A 24,624-nucleotide genomic window follows, 5' to 3' on the forward strand; every position below is an offset into this window, starting at 1 on the left:
AAATAAGTCAGCAAGTGAACTGAAACTTCACTTGCTGAATTTTTTTATTTAAGAATTTATTGTAATAAGTGAAATCTTTCCTATTGGGACAATGTTTATTTCTTCTTCCATTTTTAAAACAATCGTTTCTTTATTTACATCTACAAGAAATCCCTCAACTAGTGATTCTTCTATTTTCACTTGAATTCGTTTAGCTTCCATATTAAGTAAATAGATATTTAAACGGACTCTAAAAAATAAATGAATCAATTCTGGGGAAGAAGAAACCACTTCACCAAAGTGAAATGTTAAATCCCGTCTGAAGCATGGATCTATCCCACTTAGTTCTGGGTCATGGTAAAGCTCTGCAAACCGACCATAGGGCTTGATTGTTTCAATTTGACTATAAGGAAAAATGATAATCATTTCTTCTTCTCGAAGGACGACAAAATTATATCCAGCTAAGTTTACGGTTCCCTCGATTTTTTCACCTAGCAAATTTGTAATTTCAACTCGTAAACCAATTAAACCATCAAAAGCTTTTTGAAATGTTTCCTCTGGAGGGCGTTCATCAGCTAAAGCAAGATCCAAAAGAAGTTCATTTGCATCTCTAATCTCTTCCTGAAGTTTTTTAAGATCTCCTTGTTGTAGACAGTCCGTTGGGGATGGAAGTTTTGGTGAAGGGAATCGTTCGGGGCAACAATCTTTTGGAAAACATAAATCTTTAGTTTGTTCTTGTTCAAGTATTAAACAATCCATATCCATATCCTTTTCTATTTCCATTTTCTCACCACCTTTCTCCTAGTGTTTATGTAGAAAAAAGAGAAGAAAAATCTCTTCTCTCATAATTACCTATTGATCTAGCGGGGGTAAGTGTTCTTTTTCCTCATCGTGGACTCTCATAATCCCCCACATGCCTTGCTCTATATCCCATTGAATATTTCCTGAACGATACATATAGTCTCCTGGGAAATTTCCATATGCTCCTGCTCCGCCTAACAATTCTAAGTTCCGTTTAGCACCTGCGACGTTGAATCCAACGAATGATTCTGTTCGAGAATCAATATCCATAACGTCAAAGCGAAAGCGGTGGCCGTGAAGATGAAAAGTATGCGATCTTCTTCTTTCTGCAGGCGTAACTAACCGAATTGTCACCGGTTCCCCTGCATAGCATTCAAACAACGGGGTTGCCGGATCCCCGAACAATTGTGAACTAAATACTTCTTGAAGTCCAGGATGTTTTTTATAGCGGTTGATTAATCGTTCGCTTCGATAGTTAAAGCCCCTCGATCCTTGATCATAAGTGTCAACTACTTCTTCTTCAGCATCTGTCGGCGGCAAGAGTATTCCATCAATTGGGTCGAGAATAACCTGATCGTTTTTATCAAGCAGTCTCACTCCATCATGCATAATCAGGACAAACTCTCTAATATCCGGTAAGAAAGGATTGCGCAATACAACATTAGCTCCTGATTTAACCGGCTTTAGTGTATAAGGGTCCAGATATTTCGTTCCCCGTGGTTCTGCAATAAAGGCTCCAAAAGCCCCCTGAGATTTATGATTGCGAATATCCGCCATATCCCACATCCCACAAGCTCCTACTTGAGAATCGACCCACCATCGGTACACCCTTTTTTCTCCTGGTCCAACTGTTTGGTCTCCATTGAAACCTACTGTTTCTCCTGCAGAAGTTTTCACATCATACTGAATCAATTGAGGGTGAAGCGAGATCCGCAAGGATGGAGGATAAAATGCCTGCTCTTTCACTTCAGGATAAGGGTATATTCCATCTTTGAAGGGGAATAGATCTAATTTCAACATGCTCGTTAAAGTAACTTCTACTGTATCACCAACATTTGCACGTATGATTAAAGGTTCCGGCTTTTTTGTGCCTTTTAATATATCATCCATATCTTCCTTTAATGAAAAAATAATTCCATGGGGATCGTGATCTCCGAAATCGTTGTAAGTAATAGGTAGTTGGAAAGCGACAATGTCAAAATAGCGAATTGGTCCGTTTACATCCATATGAAGAACAGGATTTTCAGCTTGCGGTGGCTTTTTTCCTTCACATTCAGGTAGTGGCTTCGATCGTTTTAATGGCTCTGGACGATCTGATAAAGGTATTAAATCTGGTACTTTTTCGTCATATGCTCGAATCAGTCCCCAAAGTCCATTCCATAAGTCTTCTTCAGTCTCGAATGCCCATAAGTAATCTCCAGCTCGAGGGATAAACGTTTCCATCGTAAATGATTCTGAAATACCGATATGTTGTTGATCTTCCAACTTAGAATTCAAACTGCCTCTCTCTTTTAGCCAGGTAAGTCCATGAACATTAAAACTGTGTGATTCTTCCTGAGCTCCTTGAAGTACCCGTATACGAATCGAATCACCTTCGTATGCTTTAAAAATTGGTGTAATCGGATCACCATTCACGTAGGAACTGAAGGAATAAGCTGGCTCACAGTCAGGTCCTAAACGAAATTGCAGAGGCTCGTTTTTATAGTTTACACCAAATAGTCCGGGGTCGTCATCGGAACCTGGAAATTTTGGTGGTTGGAGTGGTTTTCCATTTTTATCAAACAACATAGTGAAGTCTTGGACAAATAATGCAAAGTCACGATAATCAGGAATTAATGGATTGACAGTAGTAATCTGTGTTCCATGATCGACATTCTCTCCTGAATTTGAATCGAGGAATTTCGAGAAGCGCGGATGAACTACACCTGATCCAAATACTCCATGTTGCTGATGAGCATTTGGAAATAAATGATCATGGAAAAACCATGCTTTTAACTCAACATCTGCGTAATAGGAATACTGTATTGTTTCTCCGGGTAATACAGAGGAATCATAGTTCCATCCGACATTTCCTCCATCATTTACAAGAACATCAAATTTTACAAAATGGATATGAAATCCAGTTTCATAAGTTCTTGTGACGAGCTGAAATGCATCACCGTCGAGAATGTGGGGTAATTTGTTCGTAAAATTAATGTGAAAGCAAGTATGTGCTGAAGCGTGAATCACTAGTGGTTCTGGTTCTTTTTTTCCTGAACAAACATCTTCTAGATCTTCGTCGAGAACAAAAATTCTTCCTTTTGGATCATGCCAACCTTGTTTATTGTATATAATCGGCAGCTCGATTACTGAGATGTTAAATTCCTTCTCCGGTGTCCCTTCAGGGCAAGGATCTGTAAATACTGCTCCGGGTCTAGGATTGTTAATAGCAGCATGACGTTCTAACTCTGTTAGTCCACGCCCACCTTTAATACTAAGCGGTGGTCGAGGTGCCTTAAACCCAACTTTACCAGGTATAAAGTTTGGGAATCCAGGTTTTATTTTTGTAGGCTTTGGAGGCGCTTTTCGGTCAGGCAAAGGCTTTAAAGATTTTATGGGAACTCCATTTGGATAGCACTGACTTCCATCCTGAAGTGTATTAAATACACGATTCAATCCCCACATTCCAGCAGCAAAATGTGGATAAAGATGACAGTGAACAATAGCATCTCCAAAAGATCCTTGTAAGCATCCTAAACCATATAAAGGCTCAATAGTATAATGTGATTGAGGACTAATAGATTGTGAATCAATAATTTCCGAGTTGAGGTCTTGCGGATCGCTCAACCATTGATGAACGTGATAATGAAAGACGTGCGTTTCTTGTGTCCCACCATGCATGACTCGGATTTTTGCAGGGTCTCCAACATAACCTCGCAAAATAGGCGTGGATGGATCTCCAAACACCCATGAATCATGATGGACTTCTTCCCCTTCCGTATTCGGACCAACAACACCTTCTGCAATTAGCTGTTGACGTCTGTTTATCGGCTCATATCTATAATTAGCCCCATGAAATGATTCCTCTTCTTGGTTAGTTAAATGATTGATTGGTCTATTCCCCGTTAAATCGTCTACTTCCATTTCATCATGAAATATCCATGCGTATTCCCTGAATGAGGGTAGAAGCGGATGATGAACATCAGCATACACTCCACTATTCATCGGCTTCCCGGTCTCAGGATCTGTCCACCAGGAAAAGCGTTTCTCCACAAACAATGCTCCGAACAGGCCATTTGAGTTAGAACCATTTTGACCGCTTGAAGGATTACCTAAATCAGAAAAATAATACGTTCCTTCTTTTACAGCATTTATTCGATATAAAATGGAATCTAGAGGAGCTACCGTACTATCTTTGTTTAACCCAACGTTCGCTCCGTCAGCTCGGTCCACTTCATACTCCGCTTGCTGAAAATGCATCCCTATGTTAAATGGCAGTTTATTTTCGAGTAAAATTTCCACTGTTTCTCCTTCATTCGCCCTGATTACAAGAGGCTGAACGAGATCAACTGTTGAGAAAGGATTTTTTTTGACTAACTCTTTTACTTTCTGTTCATTCTCTTTTAATACATACATCATTCCATTTGGATTGTGGTCACCAAATGAGTTCAAAACTATTCGAATTGGAATAGCTATTACGTGGTACCTTCTATTCATATTTCTTCCCCATCCGAATTATCTTTTAAATGTGGAATTTTTGCTCCAATTCCCGTTTCAATATAGAACACATCAATTGAGTCGATATGCACGTACCATTCTTTCCCCTCTAAAGCAGGTACCGATGTCGTTTGCACATCCAATACGACTATATCTCCAAGTACATCTTTAATTTTTCCGATAAACATAAATGGAAATGATTCTGTCAGTATAAACACTCTTCGCCCAATATTTTTACTAAAATGATTGACTAGAGCTACTTCTCGATAGTCATTAACTATACTAGCTTTGTTCTGGTTAGTCATTCACGCATCCCTCCTCAATTATGCTAATGGGAACACCAAGTCACTAGGTACTTCAGTTGAATAAGATACAATCTGCTCAAGTGGAATACTAAGTGGAAATGGAAATCTATAAAAAGGCGCATTCACCATTTTGATAATGACAGGTGACAGCGTTATATGCCCTTGATGGACGTCAGAAATTGTTCCTGAAAAAACGGGACGAAATACTTGCCCCAATAAGTTAAGTTGTACTGCCTCTGTAATTACAAGTACTTCTTCTCCCATCCATTTTTTTAATTCCAAATATAATTTATCTTCCGTTTGGTCCAATAAAAAGCCTCCTATAATTAGATTTCATAACCCTTCATTTTATTTCAAGTTTATTTAAATATGACTTCAATATATTACTCCATAAAGGAAAAAGACCAATCGTTGACACGTATCGAATCTCGTTAAGTGAGATTCTCTTTTCTGTTTTGAACATATGAAGAAATAGCTCTTTTTTGGTTGTTTTCATTATTTTTCCCAGAAATATTTTCTCACCTGTCTTAACTTCAACCCACAGTCCACCCCATGAATTAAGATTTGTTCGTAGAGATTCTTCAAAGAACTGTCTAATTAGCGCATCCTTTTTAGCCACTGTTTCTCCAAATTGAAGAACGAGCTTTTGCTGCAATTGGTTATCATATATAAAGTGTTGATGTGGATTGGAATAGGAAGGAAAACCGAAAGGGATGTTTGCAGTTTCTATTGCAGTATAAGGAATCCAAATCCTTTTTTTAAGGTTAGTTAGCATTATGAAATCTCTTCCAATCGTTGCAACTTTTCCTTCTGTTCTTACATTTACATCTTTTTCGATAATGGAAGAAACAACTACTTCTTGATTTCGTTTCATTTTAAAAAATTGTTTCAGTATAAGAGGCTTCCTGCGTGTTTCATCTTGAGTGACCACGTTAAATAAATTTTTCTGGTTATTAAATTCTGTAAGAATTCTTGTTTCTTCTATAGAAACTGCACTTGTAGGTGACGAAAATGATGGAGGGCTCTTCGATAGTTCCTCTGTTTGTGTCATCTTTTCTAATTTCACAAACTTTTCATCCATAAATGATTCCCCCCAATCACTTTATTAGCTGTTGTAAATGATTTGCGATTTCTTCTATATTCACTCGTTTACTCCCTATCGCCATGTCATGATGAGCTCTAATCTGATCATTTGAATCCACTATATACATAGAGGTGGAGTGAGTAAGAAATCCATTCTCATCTTTTTTATAGTAAAAATTGAAGTTATTAGTTAATTCTTTTGTATCTTCTTCTGAGCCTCTTAAAAACAACCAATTAGGGCTTGATATTTCAAATAAATTTTTATACTCCAGGATCCGCTTATTTGTATCATATTCTGGATCCAGCGTGACAGATAGGATAATATACTGATCTTCTGATATCCCCTTTTCCTTCATTAATTGTTGCAATTTTTTTAGGTCCATCATGGTGGTAGGGCAAATATCCGGGCAATTAGTATAGTAGAAAGAAATAAGCTTTGGTTTTTTCTCTATGGACATATCATTTCCACTCACTTCAGACAGTTTCCACTCTTTAACTTTGCCAATATTTGGTAAATCAATTGATTTTGGCCATAAGAAAAAGAATGCCATAAAACCTATAGCTAATATCAATATACTGACAAATACTTTCATTAGTCCCTCCAAATAACTTTTTGTGAAAAGAGTTTTTACACTTTAAACGAATAACGGATGAAATAACTTATGAGCGCATGAAGACAAGCAGTAAAAATAGTAATACTATACATATTTGTTGCAATCATCGTTTCTGACTCTATCGGAATATTGCATAGTGCAGGATTTTTTAGAACAGCACCTAGCATTGTCCCCATAACTCCGCCCATTGCGCCATTATAAATGCCATTTAGTGTAGCAGGAGCCTTCATGATTGCACTAAATTTCCACCCAATAAATAATCCAATTAAAACTGGAAGAAGAGAAAAAACTCTTTCTATGGAAAAAAGCAATAGTTCAAGATAAAGTGCTAAGACAAATGAAGAACTCATGGTTATGGCCATACACATTGTCTTAATAAATCGATCATCGAAAATCCAATGTTTCTTTTTGAAAATTCTATAAACAAAGCCTAATTCAATTAAATTCCACGTTAATAACATCATGATGAGGAGCAAGGGTTCATCACGACCTTTTTATTGAAATAAAAATTGTCATTAAACTTAAAACAAAAATAATATGCATGAACCAAACAAACACTGTTGGCATTTCTAATACTGTTCCAATCATCGGCGACATCAACCCTACGAGCATTCCATTTGTTAAGCCTGTCACAAATGTTTGATAATCGAATAACTTTCCAAATGATCCCCCCGTTATCATTCCTAACGACGTGGCAATAATGGTAATTAATGTGAAATGAAAAGGAAATTGGATTATTAGAAGTACACCGAATAATAAAGAAATCATGCCTCCCATAACAACACTAATATTCATCCCTAATTGAAAACCAATTAGTTTCTTGATTTTTCGTAAGTACATATAAAAACCAATAATTAAACAGACATCTAAATATAGGAAAAGCAAGATTTTAGTATGTTCCATAGCCCCACCTCTACATACGTTATGTAATATTGGAAGAAAACGAAACGTGTCCTATATAAAACTCTTTGAGATATAAGCTAGTAGGCAGTCTGACAGATCAGCAGTCACCTCTTTAACTCTTTTTATCCATTGTTCATACACTATGTACAGTTTCACGTTATATGTGAGGACTAAAAGCATAATAAATATACTTAGAATTGGAAACACTCGAAAACACTTTATTCTACTAATATAAAGATAGAAAAGTTCTTTCTTTGCTTTAAATACTAAATCTATTATGCTATTTACTATTATTCGGGAGGTATTTTATGGAAGTTGGACCGATTAACGCTTTTGATGGATTTCCTATATGGTATAAAGATGAAAATGGTTTACGGCTTCAACTAAACGTTGACCCTACTGATCCATTCTCTGGTATCACTCCTGCTGATTTACCAGATCCATCACAACCAGTCTCTTTCCCAAATAATTATCCAGGAGAGGCTTTTTATATGCAGGCCGAAGCTGAAATGACAACGGGTACGGGTGAAAGAGCTAGGCTCGTTTTGGCATTAGAAGCTGCATTCGTAAATGAAGTTCCTAGAGACGATGAACAGGTTGTGTTTGGTAGAGTACGTATTCGTGTTGCAGGATTACAGCCAAATGTAGAATATACGGTTACACATCCTTATGGAGTTGACACATTCATCGCTGAACCAGATGGAGAAGGCTTCGGAGAAATTAATTTTACTGAAGATATTGGAGGATTAAACGGCGGCGAGTTTCATCTTGCACTGAATAGTCGTGTGCACCCTTTCTTACAATGGGATCCGTCGGTAGCACCAAGTGCCCCAGAAGGATATATTGGCAACCCTGCTGTTTTACATCCAATTGTCGGAAGTTTATTTACTGATCGATTCGGTCAGCCTCAAAACTATTTTCGTATTGAAGGTCCCAGAATCGGGATCGGCTCACCAGATCGTTCAACTACCCCAGGAATTGACGGAGATAACTGTATTGAAACGAACAACTTTACGTTATTAGGTAAAATCTCAACAATTTCAGGTGTTGATGTAACAAGAGCTACTTACACACAAAACGAAAGTTTAGGCGGATTGTTAGATGTATTCGCTACCTCTGACGTTACTGCTCAAACTATTAATGTTACTGGAGCTGGTTTTAACTCTACATTATTACAAGGTAGCGGCGGCCAATATTTTACTCGTCTTCGTTATACGGGGGCACGTCCTCCCAGTACTATTACAGTTACAAATTTAAGTGATAATTCTAACAGTATAAAAGAATTTGTCCCAGTTGACTTTATTACGGCATCAGCAAACTATGACACGGATACTCAAGACCTTATTATCAGCGCTACATCTAGCGATTCAATTGGTGCACCTATTTTATCAATAGCAGACTTTGGCCTTGGTGAAATAATCATTCCATCAGATGGGAATAGTACGACAAATCTTACTTTTGCACCATCCATTGTGAGGATTAACTCAACTGCAGGAGGAAAAAGTTCTATTCCGGTAACTGTGACAGGGTCACCAGATGGTCCGATTCCTGTAGCAGCCAATGCCGGTGAAGATGAAACAGTCATTTTCGGTTCTACGGTTACCCTTAACGGATCTAACTCGACTGGAGTTATTACATCTTTCAGTTGGACTCAGCTTTCAGGTACACCAATTACATTAACAGGAAGTAATACTCCAACACCAACCTTTATAGCACCTAATTCAACTACAACTCTTGTATTTGAATTAACTGTTGAAGGTGAAGGTGGTCCATCCACAGCCACAGTGAATGTTTCAGTAATAGAGTTTGCACCAATACCTATTGCAATTGCAGGACCTGATCAAACCGTTCCAATAGGATCAGTCGTAACGTTGGCGGGGAATGCAACAGGCAGTGTTACAAGCTATCAATGGGAACAAATCTCTGGGTTTCCGGTTCAGTTAACCAATGCGAACACATCAACAGCTACCTTTACCTTTCCTGCACAATCAACAACCCTATCTTTCCGATTAACCGTTAGTGGTCCTGGAGGCACTTCGTCTGACGACATCCAAATAACAAGCTTCCCCGAAAACCTTACTGTGACTCGAGCAGAATTTCGAACTGGGGATACTGAATGGCGAATTACTGGAACATCGAATGTGACTGGTCCTGAAGTCATCATTTCCATCTATATCGGTAATGTGTCGGGAGGTCGTCTACTCTCACAAGTGCCAGTAGATACGCTTGGAGAATGGGAGTATCGAGTAGCAGGATCTACCGTACAACCTGATGAAACAAGAGCAATTTCGATTCAATCTAGCTCGGGTGGAACACTCAATAATGTCCCACTCAATATTCGTAATTAGTATAAATAGAGAAATTCGGCTATTCTAAACTAGTTTAATAAAGAAAGGAGAAGATCGCATGGATCAATGTCCAAAATGCAACGAGCAGTATTGTAAATGCGAACTTGGATCAAGAGGACCAAGAGGATATCAAGGCCCTCCAGGACCAAAGGGTGAACAAGGTCCCCCAGGGCCAAAAGGGGAACAAGGCCCTCCAGGACCAAGAGGACCAAAAGGAGATACAGGACGTGGTAAACAAGGACCAGAAGGACTAAGAGGACCAAGAGGCTATGATGGCCCTCCAGGACCTAGTGGTGGGCCCCCAGGACCAAGGGGTGAACAAGGTCCTCCAGGATTAAAAGGGGAACAAGGCCCTCCAGGACCAAGAGGAGAACGAGGACCGGCCGGTACCTTAGATTCAGCTTATGGATTTGCCTATTCCGAATCTGAAAGTTTTGTATCTGGTGATGTGAAATTTATCATTGCTGGTCCATTACAAGATGTTGAATTAAAACGTGATGGCCTTGCGGTGGCAAAAGCTGGGGTATATCAAATTAGCTATAAAGTAATATTGGAAACAAATGATGAAACGAACATTCCTTCAAAGTTTCAAATCAAAATCAATGATGCTGTTAAGGTAGCCTCATCAACGACACAATCTACTACTTCTACTACTCTAACTTCCACTGAATTATTTTCTTTATTGGAAGGAGACATTGTTAAGCTAGTTGCAGAATTACAGGAAGGTTTTAGTTATAGATTGGCAACATTATTAATTATACAAGTTGGATAAACTAAAATTTAAAAGCTACACTTACAGCTAATAGGCGATATTTGTAGCTTTTTATCTATACATTCATTAGAAGCTTAAAACGACTCTTGGGTAACCGCTAATACTACGGAAACTGCCCTCTTCGACATAGATTTTCTCTTTAACCTCATCTATAGGCAAATAAATTAGAAGTCCAAATGATCTATAGAATGTATTATCAGTTGAAGTCATCCAACTATTATTCATTTATACCATCTAGCTAAACCAAGGTCATTCGCATCTTGGTTTTAATCATGGTTTTTTCGTATTGTAAAACCAATAAAGTAATACCTGATTAATTAACTACCCTACCACTTTAACTGTGCAGGATTACGTCTTGATTGCTGAATTTGGTATCTTTTATCATATGTCCCTCTCCTTTCATCTCCGGATCAATCGTACCCCAAGCCCCTACTCTCTCTTTCGCGCCAGTAAGTCGTTCAGAATCCTGATGACTTAGTCACTCGGCTAATTAGTATGATGGAATACTAGAAACTCTATAATTGTAGGGATTATTTATTTTGTTTTTATTTCATGCTATAATAAGAGCATTGTGAATTTAGGAGGTACGAGTATGATTGCAGTAAGTAATGTTAGTCTTCGTTTTGGTGACCGTAAGTTATTTGAAGACGTAAATATAAAATTCACTCCAGGTAACTGTTATGGATTAATCGGTGCTAATGGAGCAGGAAAATCAACATTTATAAAAATTCTCTCTGGGGAAATAGAGCCTCAAGAGGGTAACGTAATTATGAACCCTGATGAACGTCTAGCGATTTTAAAACAAAATCACTTTGAGTACGAGGAATATACTGTTTTAGAAACAGTAATAATGGGTCATAAACGTTTATATGAAGTAATGAATGAAAAAAATGCTATATACATGAAAGAAGACTTTTCCGATGAAGATGGCATGCGAGCAGCTGAATTGGAAGGCGAATTTGCTGATTTGAATGGCTGGGAAGCAGAATCCGAAGCAGCTATCCTTTTACAAGGTTTAGGAATTCCAGATAGCATGCATCAAAAGAAAATGTCTGAGTTAACTGGTTCTGAAAAAGTAAAAGTGTTATTATCTCAAGCATTATTTGGTAAGCCAGATGTTCTTTTACTGGATGAGCCAACTAACCATTTAGACATTAAAGCTATAAAGTGGTTAGAGGACTTTCTTATTAATTTTGAGAACACAGTTATTGTTGTGTCCCATGACCGACATTTCTTAAACAAAGTATGTACACATATTGCTGATTTAGACTTTAGTAAAATTCAAGTTTATGTTGGTAACTATGATTTCTGGTATGAGTCAAGTCAACTTGCCCTTAAAATGTCGCAAGATCAGAATAGTAAAAAAGAAGAGAAAATTAAAGAACTACAGGCATTTATTGCTCGATTTAGTGCAAATGCTTCCAAATCAAAACAAGCAACTTCTCGTAAAAAAATGTTAGATAAAATTGAACTAGATGATATCAAGCCTTCTTCACGTAAGTATCCATATGTAAACTTTGCGATGAAACGAGAAATCGGTAATGATGTTCTTCAAGTTCAGGACTTGGGGTACACATTTGAAGGAGAAAAATTATTTTCTCAAATAAATTTCACAATGAATAAAGATGACAAAATTATTCTTATTGGTGATGAATTAGCTAAATCTGCTTTACTTCGAATTCTTGCTGAGGAGGAGGAACCACAAGAAGGCTCCATTCGTTGGGGTGTAACTACTTCACGTGCATACTTCCCTCTAGACAATGCTAAATATTTTGAAGGTAGCGAAGCTACACTTGTAGATTGGTTACGCCAGTACTCTCCAGAGGACGAAAGTGAAACATTCCTTCGAGGATTTTTAGGACGTATGTTATTCTCTGGTGAAGAAGTGAAGAAAAAACCATCTGTCCTCTCAGGAGGAGAAAAAGTTCGCTGTATGTTATCCAAAATGATGCTATCCGAATCAAATGTTCTACTTCTTGACGAGCCAACAAACCATTTAGATCTCGAATCAATTCAAGCATTAAATAATGGACTAATAGCATTTAAAGGCGCAATGATATTTACATCTCATGACCATCAATTCATTCAAACGATTGCAAATCGTGTTATTGAAATTAAAGAAGACGGTTCAATCTTAGATAAGCAGTTATCATATGATGAATATTTGGAATGGAAAGAACAACAATAAAAATAATAGGGTATTCTTATTCGATACTTATCGAATGAGAATACCCTTTTTTTATTACTATGGTCTATTTAGTCTTTGATGTAAAAGTCCATCTGATTGATTATTTTCACCTATTACAAAATCAGTCATATAATAGGAAAGATATTTGCCATAATGATTACTCGTTTTCAACAATAGCTCATCAACATAATACGAACCTTTGGGTATTTGGTCTAAAAGCAATACTGCTAATGATGCATAAACTCCGCAAGCTACTTGAAAGTAGGTTGCATTCGTTTTGAATTTTTTTAAAATCTCATTATTATTTCCTATATTGTATATAAAACATTCTTTATCCTCATAAACAAGAAGCACGCCAATTAAATCTTCTCCAATTAAAGGCGATTCGAGAGGATCCATTACTTTCTTTTCCAAACCCCAAAGCTTATCCAATTCATCTATATTCGAACGGATTAACTCGGTTGTATGGTCATTTACCTTATATAAAAACCCACACTCAAAATCAAATTGCTTACCTAATGTGAGTACTTCCTCATGCGGCATTAAGCATCCATAAAACTGTTTGTCCCCTAACGTCACCTTATATTCAATATTATAAACCTTTTCATATAAGAAATGGGGAGTGTGTTGCTTCATAAACATAGGATAGTTTAATATAGCCTCATCTAAAAAGCTTTCAGGGGACCATGTAGTATAAATGACATTCTCTTTAGCTATTTTATCGTTTTTATAAAATGTATTGTCATGTTCAACAATATAACAACCAAGAGCTTTACCTTCTGATGCATGCATATTTAGTAACTCAATAGCCATCCATTGCACTACTCCCGGATTCATTCCAGAACCAATTATAGAAGTGGAATTATTTAATAAATCTTTCTTCTTTTCTAGAATTTTTAATCGCTCAATTAACCCAAATCTTTCGTCTTGCTCTTCATCTCCATCAATTATTGTATTCTCTAGTGCTGTGTTTACATATTTAATACCTAATTGATCACAAATTTTAAGCATTTTAACAGTATCTGCACGAGAAACATCTATAACTACAGTTGTCATCGATTGTTTGAGATGATTCCTAAAATAATTTATATCATTTAAATCAAATTGATGGATTTCGAATTGGTTCATTAAATTAGGAAACAAATTAGTAAAATAGGATTCCTCTCTTTGCTTTTGATCAATTAAATGAATCTTACTATGCTTTATATGAAAATGAATTGGATCCTCTGTATCACTCACCGACTGATTTAAAACAGAGAGTATGGACTTTGCAACCCCTCCACTACTCCCCAGTATTGATATCACTGTATGATTAACATTCACTCTACCACCTCGTATATTTTTTATTAATATATGAGATAAAATTAATAGAGTTTAGACAAACGACTTATAGATTCCTAAATAAAAAACGACTTTAAATTCACGAGAAAATTTAAAGTCATTTCTATTATGATTATTTTGCAGTCTTCAACAATCTGCTAAGCAAAGATCTTGCAGGAAGCTTACCGAGCAACGAATTACTTGACTCAGATATTTTCTTTAAAGCATCTAACAACTTATGATCCCCTGCCCAATGCTCTTCAATAATGTCAGGGGAAAATTTATTTAATAACATATTAATTACAAACGTGGCAACAATAATATCATCAATAAAGCCACCTGGACCAACTAAACCTTCTGGCAACACATCGATTGGAGTAATAAAATATAATATTCCACTACCAATCAAAGTCTTGCTTTTAGTATCAATACGATTATCAACCATTGCTTTAACTAATAAATGAAAAAGATCAGGAGCAAATAATAAATAGGGAGCGAATTTACTCGCTTTTCCTGTTTTACTTTCTAAGAAATCCGTCATTTTTACACGTAACTTTTCATAAAAATCTTTCTGTTCCTCATAAGCTGGTATATCTTTTTTTAGTTCAAAGCTCATTAGAATCTCCCCTCTCTCATTTTACTATACCAAAAAACATTTATTTTGAAACATTACAGCTCTTGTAAGCGACTATTTTAACAAATATAGGAGGGTTAAAATGAAAAGATTTCTTTTTCTAATAATACCATTTCTTTTTCTTATTGCTTGCCAAGCGAATGAGGAAGAAATCATTGAACCTAATAACGACACACCCACTAGTGCAGAAAATGAAACTACAATTCAAGATAAAACCTTAGCTGAATTTTTCCAAGAAGATCAAACTATTGCAAATTTTAAAGGTGAAGGAAATGAATATGCCTCTTACACTTTGCAAACACAACATCCATATGAAAACTACGTCGTAACGTATGAAGATAATGGAGGTACCATTGTTCAAAGAATTTACCGGATTACAAAAGACAATATCGGTCTGCTCTCAGAAATGGGAGAAGCGTATGATCCTGTTATACCTTCTTTTAAAGAATTGGAATCTATGCAGGTAATTGATATATATTTAGCTGCTCCACTTGAGGTGGGTACACGATTCAATGATTGGGAAATTATTTCTACTCTAGAAACTGTAGAAACAGAATTCCATACCTTTGAAAATGTTATTGTAATAGAAAAAAAGGAAGAACAGGGAAATATTACTCGAAAGTACTTAGTAAAAGACTATGGAGAAATTAAAAGAGAATTTATTATGGTTTCAGATGAAGCAGAAGTAATCGTCACTTCTACATTTGAAAAGTTATTATAATTTAAAGAAGCTAATCATAATTAGATTAGCTTCTTCTATGTGATCAATTATTTTATTAAGAATTCATTTAAAGCTTGTTGTAAAGTACCAAAAGTCTTTGTTTCTTTATCAAAATTAATCCCTAGTTTAATCATTTGTCTAACAACATCTGGACGCAAGCCAGTAATAATTGTGCGACATCCCATCATGGAAGTACCGTATATAGTTTTCATTAGGTTTTCAATAACTTTGTTTTCCATTTCAGCTATGCCTGATAAGTCAATAATTAATATTTGTATATGAAGTTTATTAATCTCTGTTAAAACCTTTTCCTCTAGAATAGTCGTTCTAAATGAGTCCATTGTTCCAATTAAAGGTAGTATACATATAGTTGGTGTTATTGGAATAATTGGAACAGATAAGTTTTCAACTACTTCCCTTTGAGACAAAAGCAATGCATCCTTAAATGTTGAATAGTTAATAAAGAATGAATTTAAAAAGTCATCAATTTGATTATTGAGTTGTTTTTCCAATAAGAATATTGAATCTAAATTGAACTTTTGCTTTTCCTTGTTAAGTTCCTGCATGAAGCTCCAAAGGGTCCTGCGAATTGCCTGTACCCATTCCAGTTTAAAAGATAAAGTTAAGGAATGTGTTGCCCACGCGATTCCTTCTTGTTTTGCAAATAGCTTAAGTTCTGTTTGTTTATCGCCATCAAGGATAAAATCAATAAGTTTGTGTGCATTATTAATGAGGTCAATTTCACCAACCCTTAAGATGTCGGTTATTTTATCTTTTACATTTACAGCTTGACTCAATAATTGGTTTTCAAAATCTTGTTTATGTTTATTAAAATACCCTTTTACATCCTCATCTATAAGTACCTTTTCCAAATCATTTCCCCCCAGAGTTATTAATACTTTCAAGAATTCTCTTTTCCCCATTTAAGCAATCTTTAAACATAAATTATAAATAAAATTAACAAAAAAAAAGAAGCCCATCGAAATGATGAGCTTCTCTTCTATTATTATAGTTTTGTTACGTTTGCAGCTTGAGGTCCGCGGTTTCCTTCAACTACTTCAAATTCTACTTTTTGACCTTCTTCAAGTGATTTGAAGCCTTCTCCAAGAATAGCTGAAAAGTGTACGAATACATCATTTTCGCCTTCTACTTCGATAAATCCAAATCCTTTTTCAGCGTTGAACCATTTTACAGTACCTTGTTTCATTCTATTACCTCCAAAAGTATTAATCAATATGTGAAAAACAAAAATTCACATATTCCATGAAGTACCGACATCACATCGATCACTACATAGGATATGTGAATTTCAAAACCGGCTTCTCACTATGAATTGTTATTTAAATTATATCAGTTGGATAAATTTAGTCAACAAATAATTTTATAATTCAAAATCGTTTATCGAAGATCATTCCAAATGATACCATGGTAAATTTGGAGATCCTCGTCACATGAATCACAAAAACATTGTTCTTTTACTGACCAAAATGCCCAATATTTATCTCTTTTTACTTTTTCAAAAGGGAAGTTTCGTCTAAATTCCTCCAGTTTCTTATTTAAATATTCAAGCGCCTCATTTTCTTCCTTAAATGAAACCAGTTCTACTATATGCTCTTCCCAACCTTCAAATTCATACCAAGGTTCGTAATCTGCTTTCATATAAATAATTTCAATCATTTAATCGCCTTCTAACATATATTGTTATTTCATATTTTACTGCTATCTCTAAGAAAGTCTACTCAAATGACTTATTCAGAACATTAATAAATTGAAAATCCTTTAATTTTCAGTTAAGTTAAATGTACAAGTTATTATACATCTCAAAGGGGAAGATTTTTTTGAATAAACGAGCACATATTATTATGCGTAGTGATGTAGATGGTGTGGGTTTTCGTTTTTTAGTTAAACAAAAAGCTCAATCTCTTGGACTAAAAGGGCAGTGCAAGCAAAATAACGAGAAAGACATAATGATAGACATTGAAGGGAATACTAAGAGTATGGAAGAATTCATTCAATTTTTTCAAAAAGGGGTATCTCCTTTTATGAAAAACAACTCATTTGAAATTGAGTTCTTTGAAGATTTAATTGGATATACTACAATGGAAACAGATATTGTATAATTCCCTTTTCACTCTTTATATGAAACCTTCTTGTCTCCCATTCGTATAATGTATTGTATATATAAGGAGGTTACAAATTATGACTGAAGTTGCCCAAACTTTCATTCGACATTTTTTAAATATACCTATAATGATCACTTCTTGGTTCATTTTCTTTTTTGCATTTGATACAAGTTTTCTTATTAGTTCAGCTCTAGCTATTGGAATTTATTTTATATCAAATTTTAGTATAAAAAAGTTACAACAAATAAGAATTATGAAAAAACACCAGCTGACTGTTTCGGAATATTTTCATATTCAAAAGCAGTTAAAAGAGGCGAATGTTAAAATTCGTACATTAAATAGCCTATACTTAAAGGTTAGATCTATAAGTTCATTTAAACAACTTTTCGAAATGACTCGCCTTGCAAAACGAATTATTTCATTGGTTAAAGCAAATCCAAAGAAATTTTATCATGCTGAGAACTTTTTCTATGCACATTTAGACTCAGCAGTTGAGCTTACTTCGAAATACACGTTATTAGTAAGTCAGCCTATTAAAAACAATGACATGAAAATCGCTCTACAAGATACGAGAGATACTTTACAAGCTATCAATTCTAAAATGGAGGAAGATTTAAAGGATGTCCTCGCCACAGATATTGAACATTTAAAAATGGAATTGGATTTCGCTAAATTGTCTGTTGGCAAAAAAGAACAACCTTTATATTTAAAAGGAGAATCAGAAAATGACCGAAAAACTATCGAATACAAATAATGATTTCTTAATGGATGAATTATTAGAAAGTCCATTTGAAATGGCAAAGCCTCTAGAACAGCCAGTAACAACTACTTCTGGAGAACAAGCTCCAACAAAACTAATTGATCGTTTATCTGAAGTTGAAAAGCAAAAAGCGAAGCAATTGGCAGATCAAATTCCTGCTGGAAATTATGAGGCAATATTAACATATGGGGCTAATGCACAAACTGAACTTTCTCGTTTTTCCCATCAAATGCTTGATCATGTTCAAAAGAAAGATATTGGTCCTGTAGGAGATATTTTAGGGGATTTAATGAATAAGCTTTCTGAAATAAATCCAGAAGAATTAATTACACAAAAGAAATCAGGACTCAAAAAATTATTTAATCGAGTTAATCGCTCTGTTCAGGAAATGATGACAAAATATCAAAAGTTAAGTACTCAAATTGATAGAATTGGTATACAGTTAGAACATTCCAAACGAGGACTTGTAGAAGATGTTCATATGCTGGACAAACTTTATGAGCAAAATAAAACCTACTTCCAAGCATTAAATGTATATATTGCTGCAGCGGAATTAAAAAAAGAAGAGATTATTAATAATACAATTCCAGAACTCCGTAGAAAAGCAGAGGCTTCCAATGATCAAATGGCTTATCAGGAAGTTAACGATATGGCCCAGTTTTTAGATCGATTAGAAAAAAGAGTATATGACTTACAATTATCAAGACAAATTACCATTCAGAGTGCTCCACAGATTCGTATGATACAACAAACCAATCAAACGTTAGCTGAAAAAATACAATCGTCAATTATGACGTCTATTCCTCTTTGGAAAAACCAAATTGCGATTTCGTTAACACTTAATCGTCAAGCAAAAGCCGTAGAAGCTCAAAAACAAGTGACAAAAACTACAAATGATTTACTTTTAAAGAATTCAGAGATGCTAAAAGTGAATAGTATTGAAACAGCAAAAGAGAATGAACGTGGTATAGTTGAAATTGATACATTGAAGAAAACCCAAGAAAACCTTTTACAAACAATTGAAGAAACAATTCGTATTCAAGCAGACGGTAGAGTCAAACGAAAAGCTGCAGAAATTGAAATCGGTCGTATGGAGGAAGAATTAAAACAACGTCTCCTATTAATTGCAGAACAATCTCAAAAGAATTAACAACTAACGAGTTTTACTCAAAACAAAACCGCCTTCAAAAAAGGCGGTTTTTTATGAACTCTTTACTACATGATGTAGTATTTTTTTCAATATTCTTAAAGTTTCTTCCGAGAATTTTTCTAAAGAGGAAGCGGTTGCAGTTTTTTTCCCAAAGATTAAACGGAACAGCTCTAATTGTTCTTCGCTTGCATCTGCATCATTTAAAAATAAATGTAATACTGTTATATTCTTTCTTTCAAGGTCTACTACTGCTTCTGCTGTATCCATTATTCCGTTTTGGGCATATCCAAATGCGGAAGGTTCTCCATCAGAAAACATAAGCAAAAATTTATGATGCTCCGGTCTATGTTCTAGTCTTTTACCCATCCACCTTAAAGCGAATCCGTCGCGATTATCCTCATGTGCATTAATGGAAAGAATATCTAATCCATTATCTTGTTGTCCGTCTTCCAATTTATGAATCCATTCAAATGTGTTCGGCTGTTTTGACTCAGATGCTTCATATGCATCTTCGTAATGTAGTACAATTTCATGTGCAATTTGTAGTTTCCTTAATACATCATGAAATAGTAGTACTGCCTTTTTCGTATCTTCAAGCTTATCTTGCATAGATGCGGAACCATCTACTAGCAAGCCGAATACTGCGTTTAATTGTGTGCTTGGTGCAGTTTTTTTATAAAATGGTTTTGGTCGTTCTTCTGTCCAAAAAACGGACAGTTTTGATGAAAGCCTACCTTTTGATAAATTCTCACGCTTAGCTATTTGTTTTTGTTCCATCCGCTTTTTCATCTCATCAACAAATGCTTTTACATAAGGTGCTTGTTCTTGTCGGTAATTTTCCAATAATCTATTATCTTGAGCGATAGAATTTGTAATTATTCGTTTTTCATCATACACTACATGAACATTCTCTTTACCAAAAGCAGTACCCGCTTTTTTTAGAGAATCTGAACCCTTTAAAGAATGATTGTCACTAATAAGCTCAGCTGTGCTACCAGTAGATTGCCCTTTCCCAATTTCTGTAATATCATGTCCTTCTTGCCCTTCTTCTGTGGCTATACGTTGATCAGCTTTCCCATCTCTTCCATGTTCCAATTCAAATTGTAAATGAAGTCCTTTTTCATCTTCATTTTCTCGGTGCCAACTTCTAAATACCTCTTCAATCGTTTCTTTCGATTCCTCTTCCCCTGTTTCAGAATTCTTCACACCTTTATGGTAATGAAAATCAGATTCTCGTAAATTGGAACTTGAAATAATCGAATAATATTCATGAATTGTATCTTCTTTTAAATCATCCATAAATAGATAAAAAAATTCATATACCATACTAATGGAAGATTGTGTATGGCTATTTTCATATGCTTTCTGAATAATACTATTTGCTTTATGAAATAATTCAGGCCCTGTTACACGCATAGTACCTTCGTAAAGACAAACATATAAGTAACTAATAAAAGCATCAGCTAAAAAGCCTTTTTGACTATTTACAACTAGTTGTTGTTTATGAAATGACAAGTACATTTGAATTCTTTTCTCAAATACTTTAATCGTTCCAACTCTTTTTTTCTGGATTTTTTCGATTAAGCGAAATTCTTCTAAACAAAACACTAATTGATCCATCCATTTTGAAAATGTTACTGGCTGATTTTCTTTGTAATCTCTCCATATATCGAGGTTGAAATCTTTCCAAAATCCCTCAGCAAGTAAATAGATATCAGACATCCTACCAGCATTCATTAGGCTTTCTTCACGATGTCTCCAAAACACACTTATTGACAAAGACTGCTCTTCTGGTTGAAATTCCATTAACTTACGTTCTTTAACCATTAACATTGAATTTGAAGTTAAAGCCTTGGCGACATTTTCATAATGCATTAACTGCCTTGCATCAATAGTTTCATTATTAAATTGTATAAAACGATCTATAGAAGGCATCTAAATCCCTCACTTCATCCAAGAAGAAGCTAGTTCTATTACAAGCTTTTTCTCTTGATCGTCCTCTAATTTTTCTGCAATTGCATAGGTGATTGCCCTCATTGGATCAATATATTCAGCTAGTTCCATAGCATATTGCATACTTCTAATCGAAGCCGCCTCTTCTGATAATAACCCTTGTTTCACTTGATTCATCAGATCTTCTGCTAAATTTAACATTAAAACATGCAATTCTTTAGATGAATTTGGAAAAAGATCCATCCATAGTTTTTCAAGAAGTTCTCCTGAGATATAGGGAATAGAATAGGATACAAATCGATTCTTTAATGCCTCATTCATTGGTGTAGTACCTATATACCCTTCATTGATTGCAGCAATAACCGAAAAATCAGGGTGTGCTTTTATGACTTCTCCAGTAAACGGATTGGTTAACATTCGTCTGTAATCTAATACACTATGTAGTATAGGTAAAGTTTCGGATTTTGCCATGTTGATTTCATCAATATATAATATATGTCCTTTTTTCATTGCTTCGAGAACTGGCCCTTCCACAAATTCAATCGAGTTAAGTCCTTCTTTTAAAACAATCGTTTTAAATCCAAGTAATGCTTCCGCATCTAAATCAACTGAACAATTAATGCTTTGCACTGGCTGTTGAAAAAATGCAGATATTGTTTCAGCCAATTTGGTCTTTCCTGCACCAGTAGGACCTTTTAGTAATACCGGCTTTTTTAATGTCACAGCTAGTAATACATCTTCTAGCAAATGTTCATTTGGTGACATATAGCCACCTTCACCGATTAATTGCTTGTCTCCATTATTATGGGTTCTCTGCAATCTATTCTGTCTTTCTTGTTCGATGACATTAATCATTTCTAATTCTCCTTATGTAAAAAAAGCCGATGTTTCCACCGGCTTTTTTGTCAGACTCCTACATACATTTAACATAATTATTTTCACTTATTGAAAATATTCTTTATAATAGCCGCCAACTTTTCCTGTATTGTCAATGACAAATAGAAATTCTTCTGTTTCATTTTTGACTTCATATGTGTTTCCAACAGTAAGAACGTTACTCACTAAGAATTTTTTTGCATCTGTATGAACACATTTTACCGTCTTAAGTGTTGGCTTTGTTGCCCAATTAGTATGTATCATATAACCACTTCCTTTATATTATAGTATACGATGGTGCACAGAAGATTTCAAACGAAAGTAATACATAAAAAAGTAACCTAGTCTGTACTTGTTCTTGATCGATACGCTATTCAAAGACAAATTCTACAACAACATTACTTTACGCGTATAACACAGATATGTTATAGCCACTCGCTACACATAAGCCTTCGCAGGATGAGTCGGAGAGCACTGAAAAAGTCCTCTATGAGATTTCATAACAGTATGTGAACGATAAGTTGTTTACATACTGGATTTTTATTTTGGACGCGTTAATTTCCGTTCCAGGCGGACGCGTTCCGCCGGCATGGCTTCAGCCGCTTCCCTCGCTCACTCAGTCCAAGGTCTTCAGCTCATGCGATTCCGGCTGGAGTCGCCGCCTTCCACTCCACTCAACTATTATCCGCTTTTCAATTAGAAAACCATCATGCCATTAATAGAGCAAGTTTTTATTCCTTATATTTTTACAATTAGTGTTTATAGAAAATCGTTGATAAAGGCGACACTCCTGCGGGAATAGCGTTAGCCGCAGACCCCGCAGTTGAGGGGAATGCAATCTAAGTTCGCCGCATCCTGCTCCTGCGCAAAGCTCGTCGCAAAAGAACTTTTGCGGCAACGATTGCATGACCAACATCGTGTTGGCCTAGGAGGCTAAGGCAACGCCCGCGGAAAGGGAGCCGTTTCAACGATTTTCTTATATATAAGACGATGATTTAGTAAAGTCAAATTCTATAGACTTTTTCAGTGCCCTCATGAGTCTTTCCCTCTACCTATAAAATAGAATTTTCACTGACCCCTACACTCGAATATTCGCGCAAAAAAATGCAGACCCTCTAAAATGAGAGTCTGCATTTGATTACTAATTAAGAATTTAACATTAAGTCTTCTGGGTTTTCTAGAAGCTCTTTTACTGTTTTTAAGAATCCAACGGAATCTTTTCCATCGATTACTCGGTGGTCATACGACAGTGCCACATACATCATTGGGCGAATTTGAATTTCATCACCAACAGCGATTGGTCGTTTTTGAATTGTATGCATTCCTAGGATACCTACTTGTGTACCATTAAGAATAGGAGTTGATAATAATGAACCAAATACTCCACCGTTTGTAATTGTAAATGAACCACCTGACATATCAGAAAGTGCTAATTTGTTATCACGAGCTTTTTTAGCAAGTTCTCCAATATTACCCTCAATCTCAGCAAAGTTTTTACGATCTGCATCACGTACGATTGGAACAACTAAACCGCCTTCCGTAGAAACTGCGATACCAATGTCATAGAAATTGTTTTTTACAATATAATCCCCATCAATTTGAGAATTCACATAAGGATATTTTTTAAGTGCTGCTACTACAGCTTTTGTAAAGAATGACATAAATCCAAGACGAACATCGTTTTCTTCAAAGAATTTATCTTTTTTGCGAGAACGTAAAGCCATCACGTTAGTCATATCAATTTCATTGAAAGTAGTTAACATCGCAGTGCTTTGTCTAACTTCCAATAAACGAGAAGCGATTGTTTGACGACGGCGAGACATTTTCTCGCGTGTAAAACGACCATCATCTTCTTGTCCAGCTACTTTTGCCGGCGTTGGAGCAGGTGTTGCTGCTTTTGCAGGAGCAGAACCATGTGCTGCAACATCTTGAACACGTACGCGTCCCATAGGGTCTACCGGAGAAATTTCACTTAAGTTAATACCTTTTTCACGAGCAAGTTTACGTGCAGCCGGACTAGCAATAGTACGGTCTTGTTCATTATTGTTTTCAACAACTTCTGCTGTTTTTGGCGCTTCAGATGGTGTAGAAGCAGGAGCTTCTGACGCTTTGGTTTCAGCACTTGGTGTTGGTGCTGCTGGAGCTTCAGAGCCTGAACCAGCTCCTACAATAGCAATTACTTGCCCAACTTGTACTGTATCGCCTTCTGCAAACAATAATTCACTAACAACGCCAGCTTCTTCTGAAATTACTTCAACGTTAACTTTATCAGTTTCAAGCTCAACGATAAACTCACCTTTTTCAATTGTATCACCAGGTTGTTTTAACCACTGTGCAATAGTACCTTCTGTAATCGATTCTGCTAATTCTGGAACAATAATTTCTGCCACTTTAATTT

24 protein-coding genes are annotated in these 24,624 nt (G+C 35.7%); 7 read left to right on the top strand and 17 right to left on the bottom strand.

What is annotated here, in order from left to right:
• Nucleotides 1-48: 48 nt before the first annotated feature.
• From AM499_RS07395 to AM499_RS07430, 8 genes are all read right to left on the bottom strand, one after another.
• Entirely contained in the window at nucleotides 49-762 is a 714-nt protein-coding gene (locus AM499_RS07395) for a hypothetical protein (protein ID WP_053589596.1), read from the bottom strand.
• Nucleotides 763-831: 69 nt separating this feature from the next.
• Nucleotides 832-4,476, bottom strand: coding sequence for a multicopper oxidase domain-containing protein (locus AM499_RS07400; RefSeq protein WP_053589597.1), 3,645 nt, complete (start codon nucleotides 4,474-4,476; stop codon nucleotides 832-834).
• Nucleotides 4,473-4,781, bottom strand: coding sequence for a hypothetical protein (locus tag AM499_RS07405; RefSeq protein ID WP_053589598.1), 309 nt, complete (start codon nucleotides 4,779-4,781; stop codon nucleotides 4,473-4,475). Before AM499_RS07405 ends, AM499_RS07400 begins: the two co-directional genes overlap by 4 nt.
• Nucleotides 4,782-4,799: 18 nt before the next feature.
• The gene (locus AM499_RS07410) at nucleotides 4,800-5,090 is read right to left on the bottom strand and encodes a hypothetical protein (RefSeq protein ID WP_053589599.1); all 291 of its coding nucleotides are present in this window, start codon (nucleotides 5,088-5,090) and stop codon (nucleotides 4,800-4,802) included.
• A 34-nt stretch (nucleotides 5,091-5,124) separates the two neighbouring features.
• Nucleotides 5,125-5,862, bottom strand: coding sequence for a hypothetical protein (locus tag AM499_RS07415; protein ID WP_053589600.1), 738 nt, complete (start codon nucleotides 5,860-5,862; stop codon nucleotides 5,125-5,127).
• Between the two features lie 16 nt (nucleotides 5,863-5,878).
• Nucleotides 5,879-6,457 (bottom strand): SCO family protein, encoded by a 579-nt coding sequence (locus AM499_RS07420; RefSeq protein WP_053589601.1) that lies wholly within the window; start codon nucleotides 6,455-6,457, stop codon nucleotides 5,879-5,881.
• A 35-nt stretch (nucleotides 6,458-6,492) separates the two neighbouring features.
• Nucleotides 6,493-6,828, bottom strand: coding sequence for a hypothetical protein (locus AM499_RS07425; protein ID WP_231687543.1), 336 nt, complete (start codon nucleotides 6,826-6,828; stop codon nucleotides 6,493-6,495).
• A gap of 133 nt (nucleotides 6,829-6,961) precedes the next feature.
• Complete coding sequence (locus AM499_RS07430) at nucleotides 6,962-7,381, bottom strand: hypothetical protein (RefSeq protein ID WP_053589603.1); 420 nt, start codon at nucleotides 7,379-7,381, stop codon at nucleotides 6,962-6,964.
• A 308-nt stretch (nucleotides 7,382-7,689) separates the two neighbouring features.
• Between AM499_RS07430 and AM499_RS07435 the strand changes: the two genes are divergently transcribed.
• The 3 genes from AM499_RS07435 (at nucleotide 7,690) to AM499_RS07445 (ending at nucleotide 12,689) form a co-directional block, all read left to right on the top strand.
• Nucleotides 7,690-9,729, top strand: a complete 2,040-nt coding sequence (locus tag AM499_RS07435; protein WP_053589604.1) for a PKD domain-containing protein — start codon at nucleotides 7,690-7,692, stop codon at nucleotides 9,727-9,729.
• A 58-nt stretch (nucleotides 9,730-9,787) separates the two neighbouring features.
• Entirely contained in the window at nucleotides 9,788-10,501 is a 714-nt protein-coding gene (locus tag AM499_RS07440) for a collagen-like domain-containing protein (protein ID WP_053589605.1), read from the top strand.
• 592 nt (nucleotides 10,502-11,093) lie between these two features.
• Nucleotides 11,094-12,689 carry an ABC-F family ATP-binding cassette domain-containing protein gene (locus AM499_RS07445; RefSeq protein ID WP_053589606.1) on the top strand — a complete coding sequence of 532 codons (1,596 nt, stop codon included), beginning with the start codon at nucleotides 11,094-11,096 and terminating at the stop codon, nucleotides 12,687-12,689.
• A 57-nt stretch (nucleotides 12,690-12,746) separates the two neighbouring features.
• Here AM499_RS07445 and AM499_RS07450 read toward each other — a convergent pair whose 3' ends face one another.
• Nucleotides 12,747-14,012, bottom strand: a complete 1,266-nt coding sequence (locus AM499_RS07450) for an S-adenosylmethionine decarboxylase related protein (protein WP_053589607.1) — start codon at nucleotides 14,010-14,012, stop codon at nucleotides 12,747-12,749.
• A gap of 130 nt (nucleotides 14,013-14,142) precedes the next feature.
• Nucleotides 14,143-14,625 carry a YkvA family protein gene (locus AM499_RS07455; RefSeq protein ID WP_053589608.1) on the bottom strand — a complete coding sequence of 161 codons (483 nt, stop codon included), beginning with the start codon at nucleotides 14,623-14,625 and terminating at the stop codon, nucleotides 14,143-14,145.
• Nucleotides 14,626-14,725: 100 nt separating this feature from the next.
• Between AM499_RS07455 and AM499_RS07460 the strand changes: the two genes are divergently transcribed.
• Nucleotides 14,726-15,364, top strand: a complete 639-nt coding sequence (locus tag AM499_RS07460) for a hypothetical protein (RefSeq protein WP_053589609.1) — start codon at nucleotides 14,726-14,728, stop codon at nucleotides 15,362-15,364.
• Between the two features lie 47 nt (nucleotides 15,365-15,411).
• Here the strand turns inward: AM499_RS07460 and AM499_RS07465 are convergent, their stop codons facing one another.
• The 3 genes from AM499_RS07465 to AM499_RS07475 all read right to left on the bottom strand — a co-directional run bounded on the left by AM499_RS07465 (nucleotide 15,412) and on the right by AM499_RS07475 (nucleotide 17,041).
• Nucleotides 15,412-16,236 (bottom strand): STAS domain-containing protein, encoded by an 825-nt coding sequence (locus AM499_RS07465; protein ID WP_156316769.1) that lies wholly within the window; start codon nucleotides 16,234-16,236, stop codon nucleotides 15,412-15,414.
• Between the two features lie 134 nt (nucleotides 16,237-16,370).
• Nucleotides 16,371-16,571 (bottom strand): cold-shock protein, encoded by a 201-nt coding sequence (locus tag AM499_RS07470; protein ID WP_053589611.1) that lies wholly within the window; start codon nucleotides 16,569-16,571, stop codon nucleotides 16,371-16,373.
• Nucleotides 16,572-16,762: 191 nt separating this feature from the next.
• Nucleotides 16,763-17,041, bottom strand: coding sequence for a DUF1033 family protein (locus tag AM499_RS07475; RefSeq protein ID WP_053589612.1), 279 nt, complete (start codon nucleotides 17,039-17,041; stop codon nucleotides 16,763-16,765).
• A gap of 161 nt (nucleotides 17,042-17,202) precedes the next feature.
• Here AM499_RS07475 and AM499_RS07480 point away from each other — a divergent pair, with 161 nt between their 5' ends.
• The 3 genes from AM499_RS07480 to AM499_RS07490 all read left to right on the top strand — a co-directional run bounded on the left by AM499_RS07480 (nucleotide 17,203) and on the right by AM499_RS07490 (nucleotide 19,397).
• Entirely contained in the window at nucleotides 17,203-17,484 is a 282-nt protein-coding gene (locus AM499_RS07480; protein WP_053589613.1) for an acylphosphatase, read from the top strand.
• Between the two features lie 79 nt (nucleotides 17,485-17,563).
• Nucleotides 17,564-18,241 carry a 5-bromo-4-chloroindolyl phosphate hydrolysis family protein gene (locus AM499_RS07485; RefSeq protein WP_053589614.1) on the top strand — a complete coding sequence of 226 codons (678 nt, stop codon included), beginning with the start codon at nucleotides 17,564-17,566 and terminating at the stop codon, nucleotides 18,239-18,241.
• On the top strand, nucleotides 18,213-19,397 hold the full coding sequence (locus tag AM499_RS07490; RefSeq protein WP_053589615.1) for a toxic anion resistance protein: 1,185 nt from the start codon (nucleotides 18,213-18,215) through the stop codon (nucleotides 19,395-19,397). The genes AM499_RS07485 and AM499_RS07490 overlap by 29 nt, the downstream gene beginning before the upstream one ends.
• 51 nt (nucleotides 19,398-19,448) lie before the next feature.
• Here AM499_RS07490 and AM499_RS07495 read toward each other — a convergent pair whose 3' ends face one another.
• The 4 genes from AM499_RS07495 to odhB all read right to left on the bottom strand — a co-directional run bounded on the left by AM499_RS07495 (nucleotide 19,449) and on the right by odhB (nucleotide 24,616).
• Nucleotides 19,449-21,332 (bottom strand): vWA domain-containing protein, encoded by a 1,884-nt coding sequence (locus AM499_RS07495; protein WP_053589616.1) that lies wholly within the window; start codon nucleotides 21,330-21,332, stop codon nucleotides 19,449-19,451.
• A gap of 9 nt (nucleotides 21,333-21,341) precedes the next feature.
• The gene (locus AM499_RS07500) at nucleotides 21,342-22,205 is read right to left on the bottom strand and encodes an AAA family ATPase (protein WP_053589617.1); all 864 of its coding nucleotides are present in this window, start codon (nucleotides 22,203-22,205) and stop codon (nucleotides 21,342-21,344) included.
• 87 nt (nucleotides 22,206-22,292) lie between these two features.
• The gene (locus AM499_RS07505; protein ID WP_053589618.1) at nucleotides 22,293-22,490 is read right to left on the bottom strand and encodes a DUF6501 family protein; all 198 of its coding nucleotides are present in this window, start codon (nucleotides 22,488-22,490) and stop codon (nucleotides 22,293-22,295) included.
• 881 nt (nucleotides 22,491-23,371) lie between these two features.
• Nucleotides 23,372-24,616, bottom strand: a complete 1,245-nt coding sequence (gene odhB / locus AM499_RS07510; RefSeq protein WP_053589619.1) for a 2-oxoglutarate dehydrogenase complex dihydrolipoyllysine-residue succinyltransferase — start codon at nucleotides 24,614-24,616, stop codon at nucleotides 23,372-23,374.
• Nucleotides 24,617-24,624 lie beyond the last annotated feature (8 nt).

The sequence above is a fragment of the Bacillus sp. FJAT-22090 genome (assembly GCF_001278755.1).
Lineage (GTDB): Bacteria > Bacillota > Bacilli > Bacillales_A > Planococcaceae > Psychrobacillus.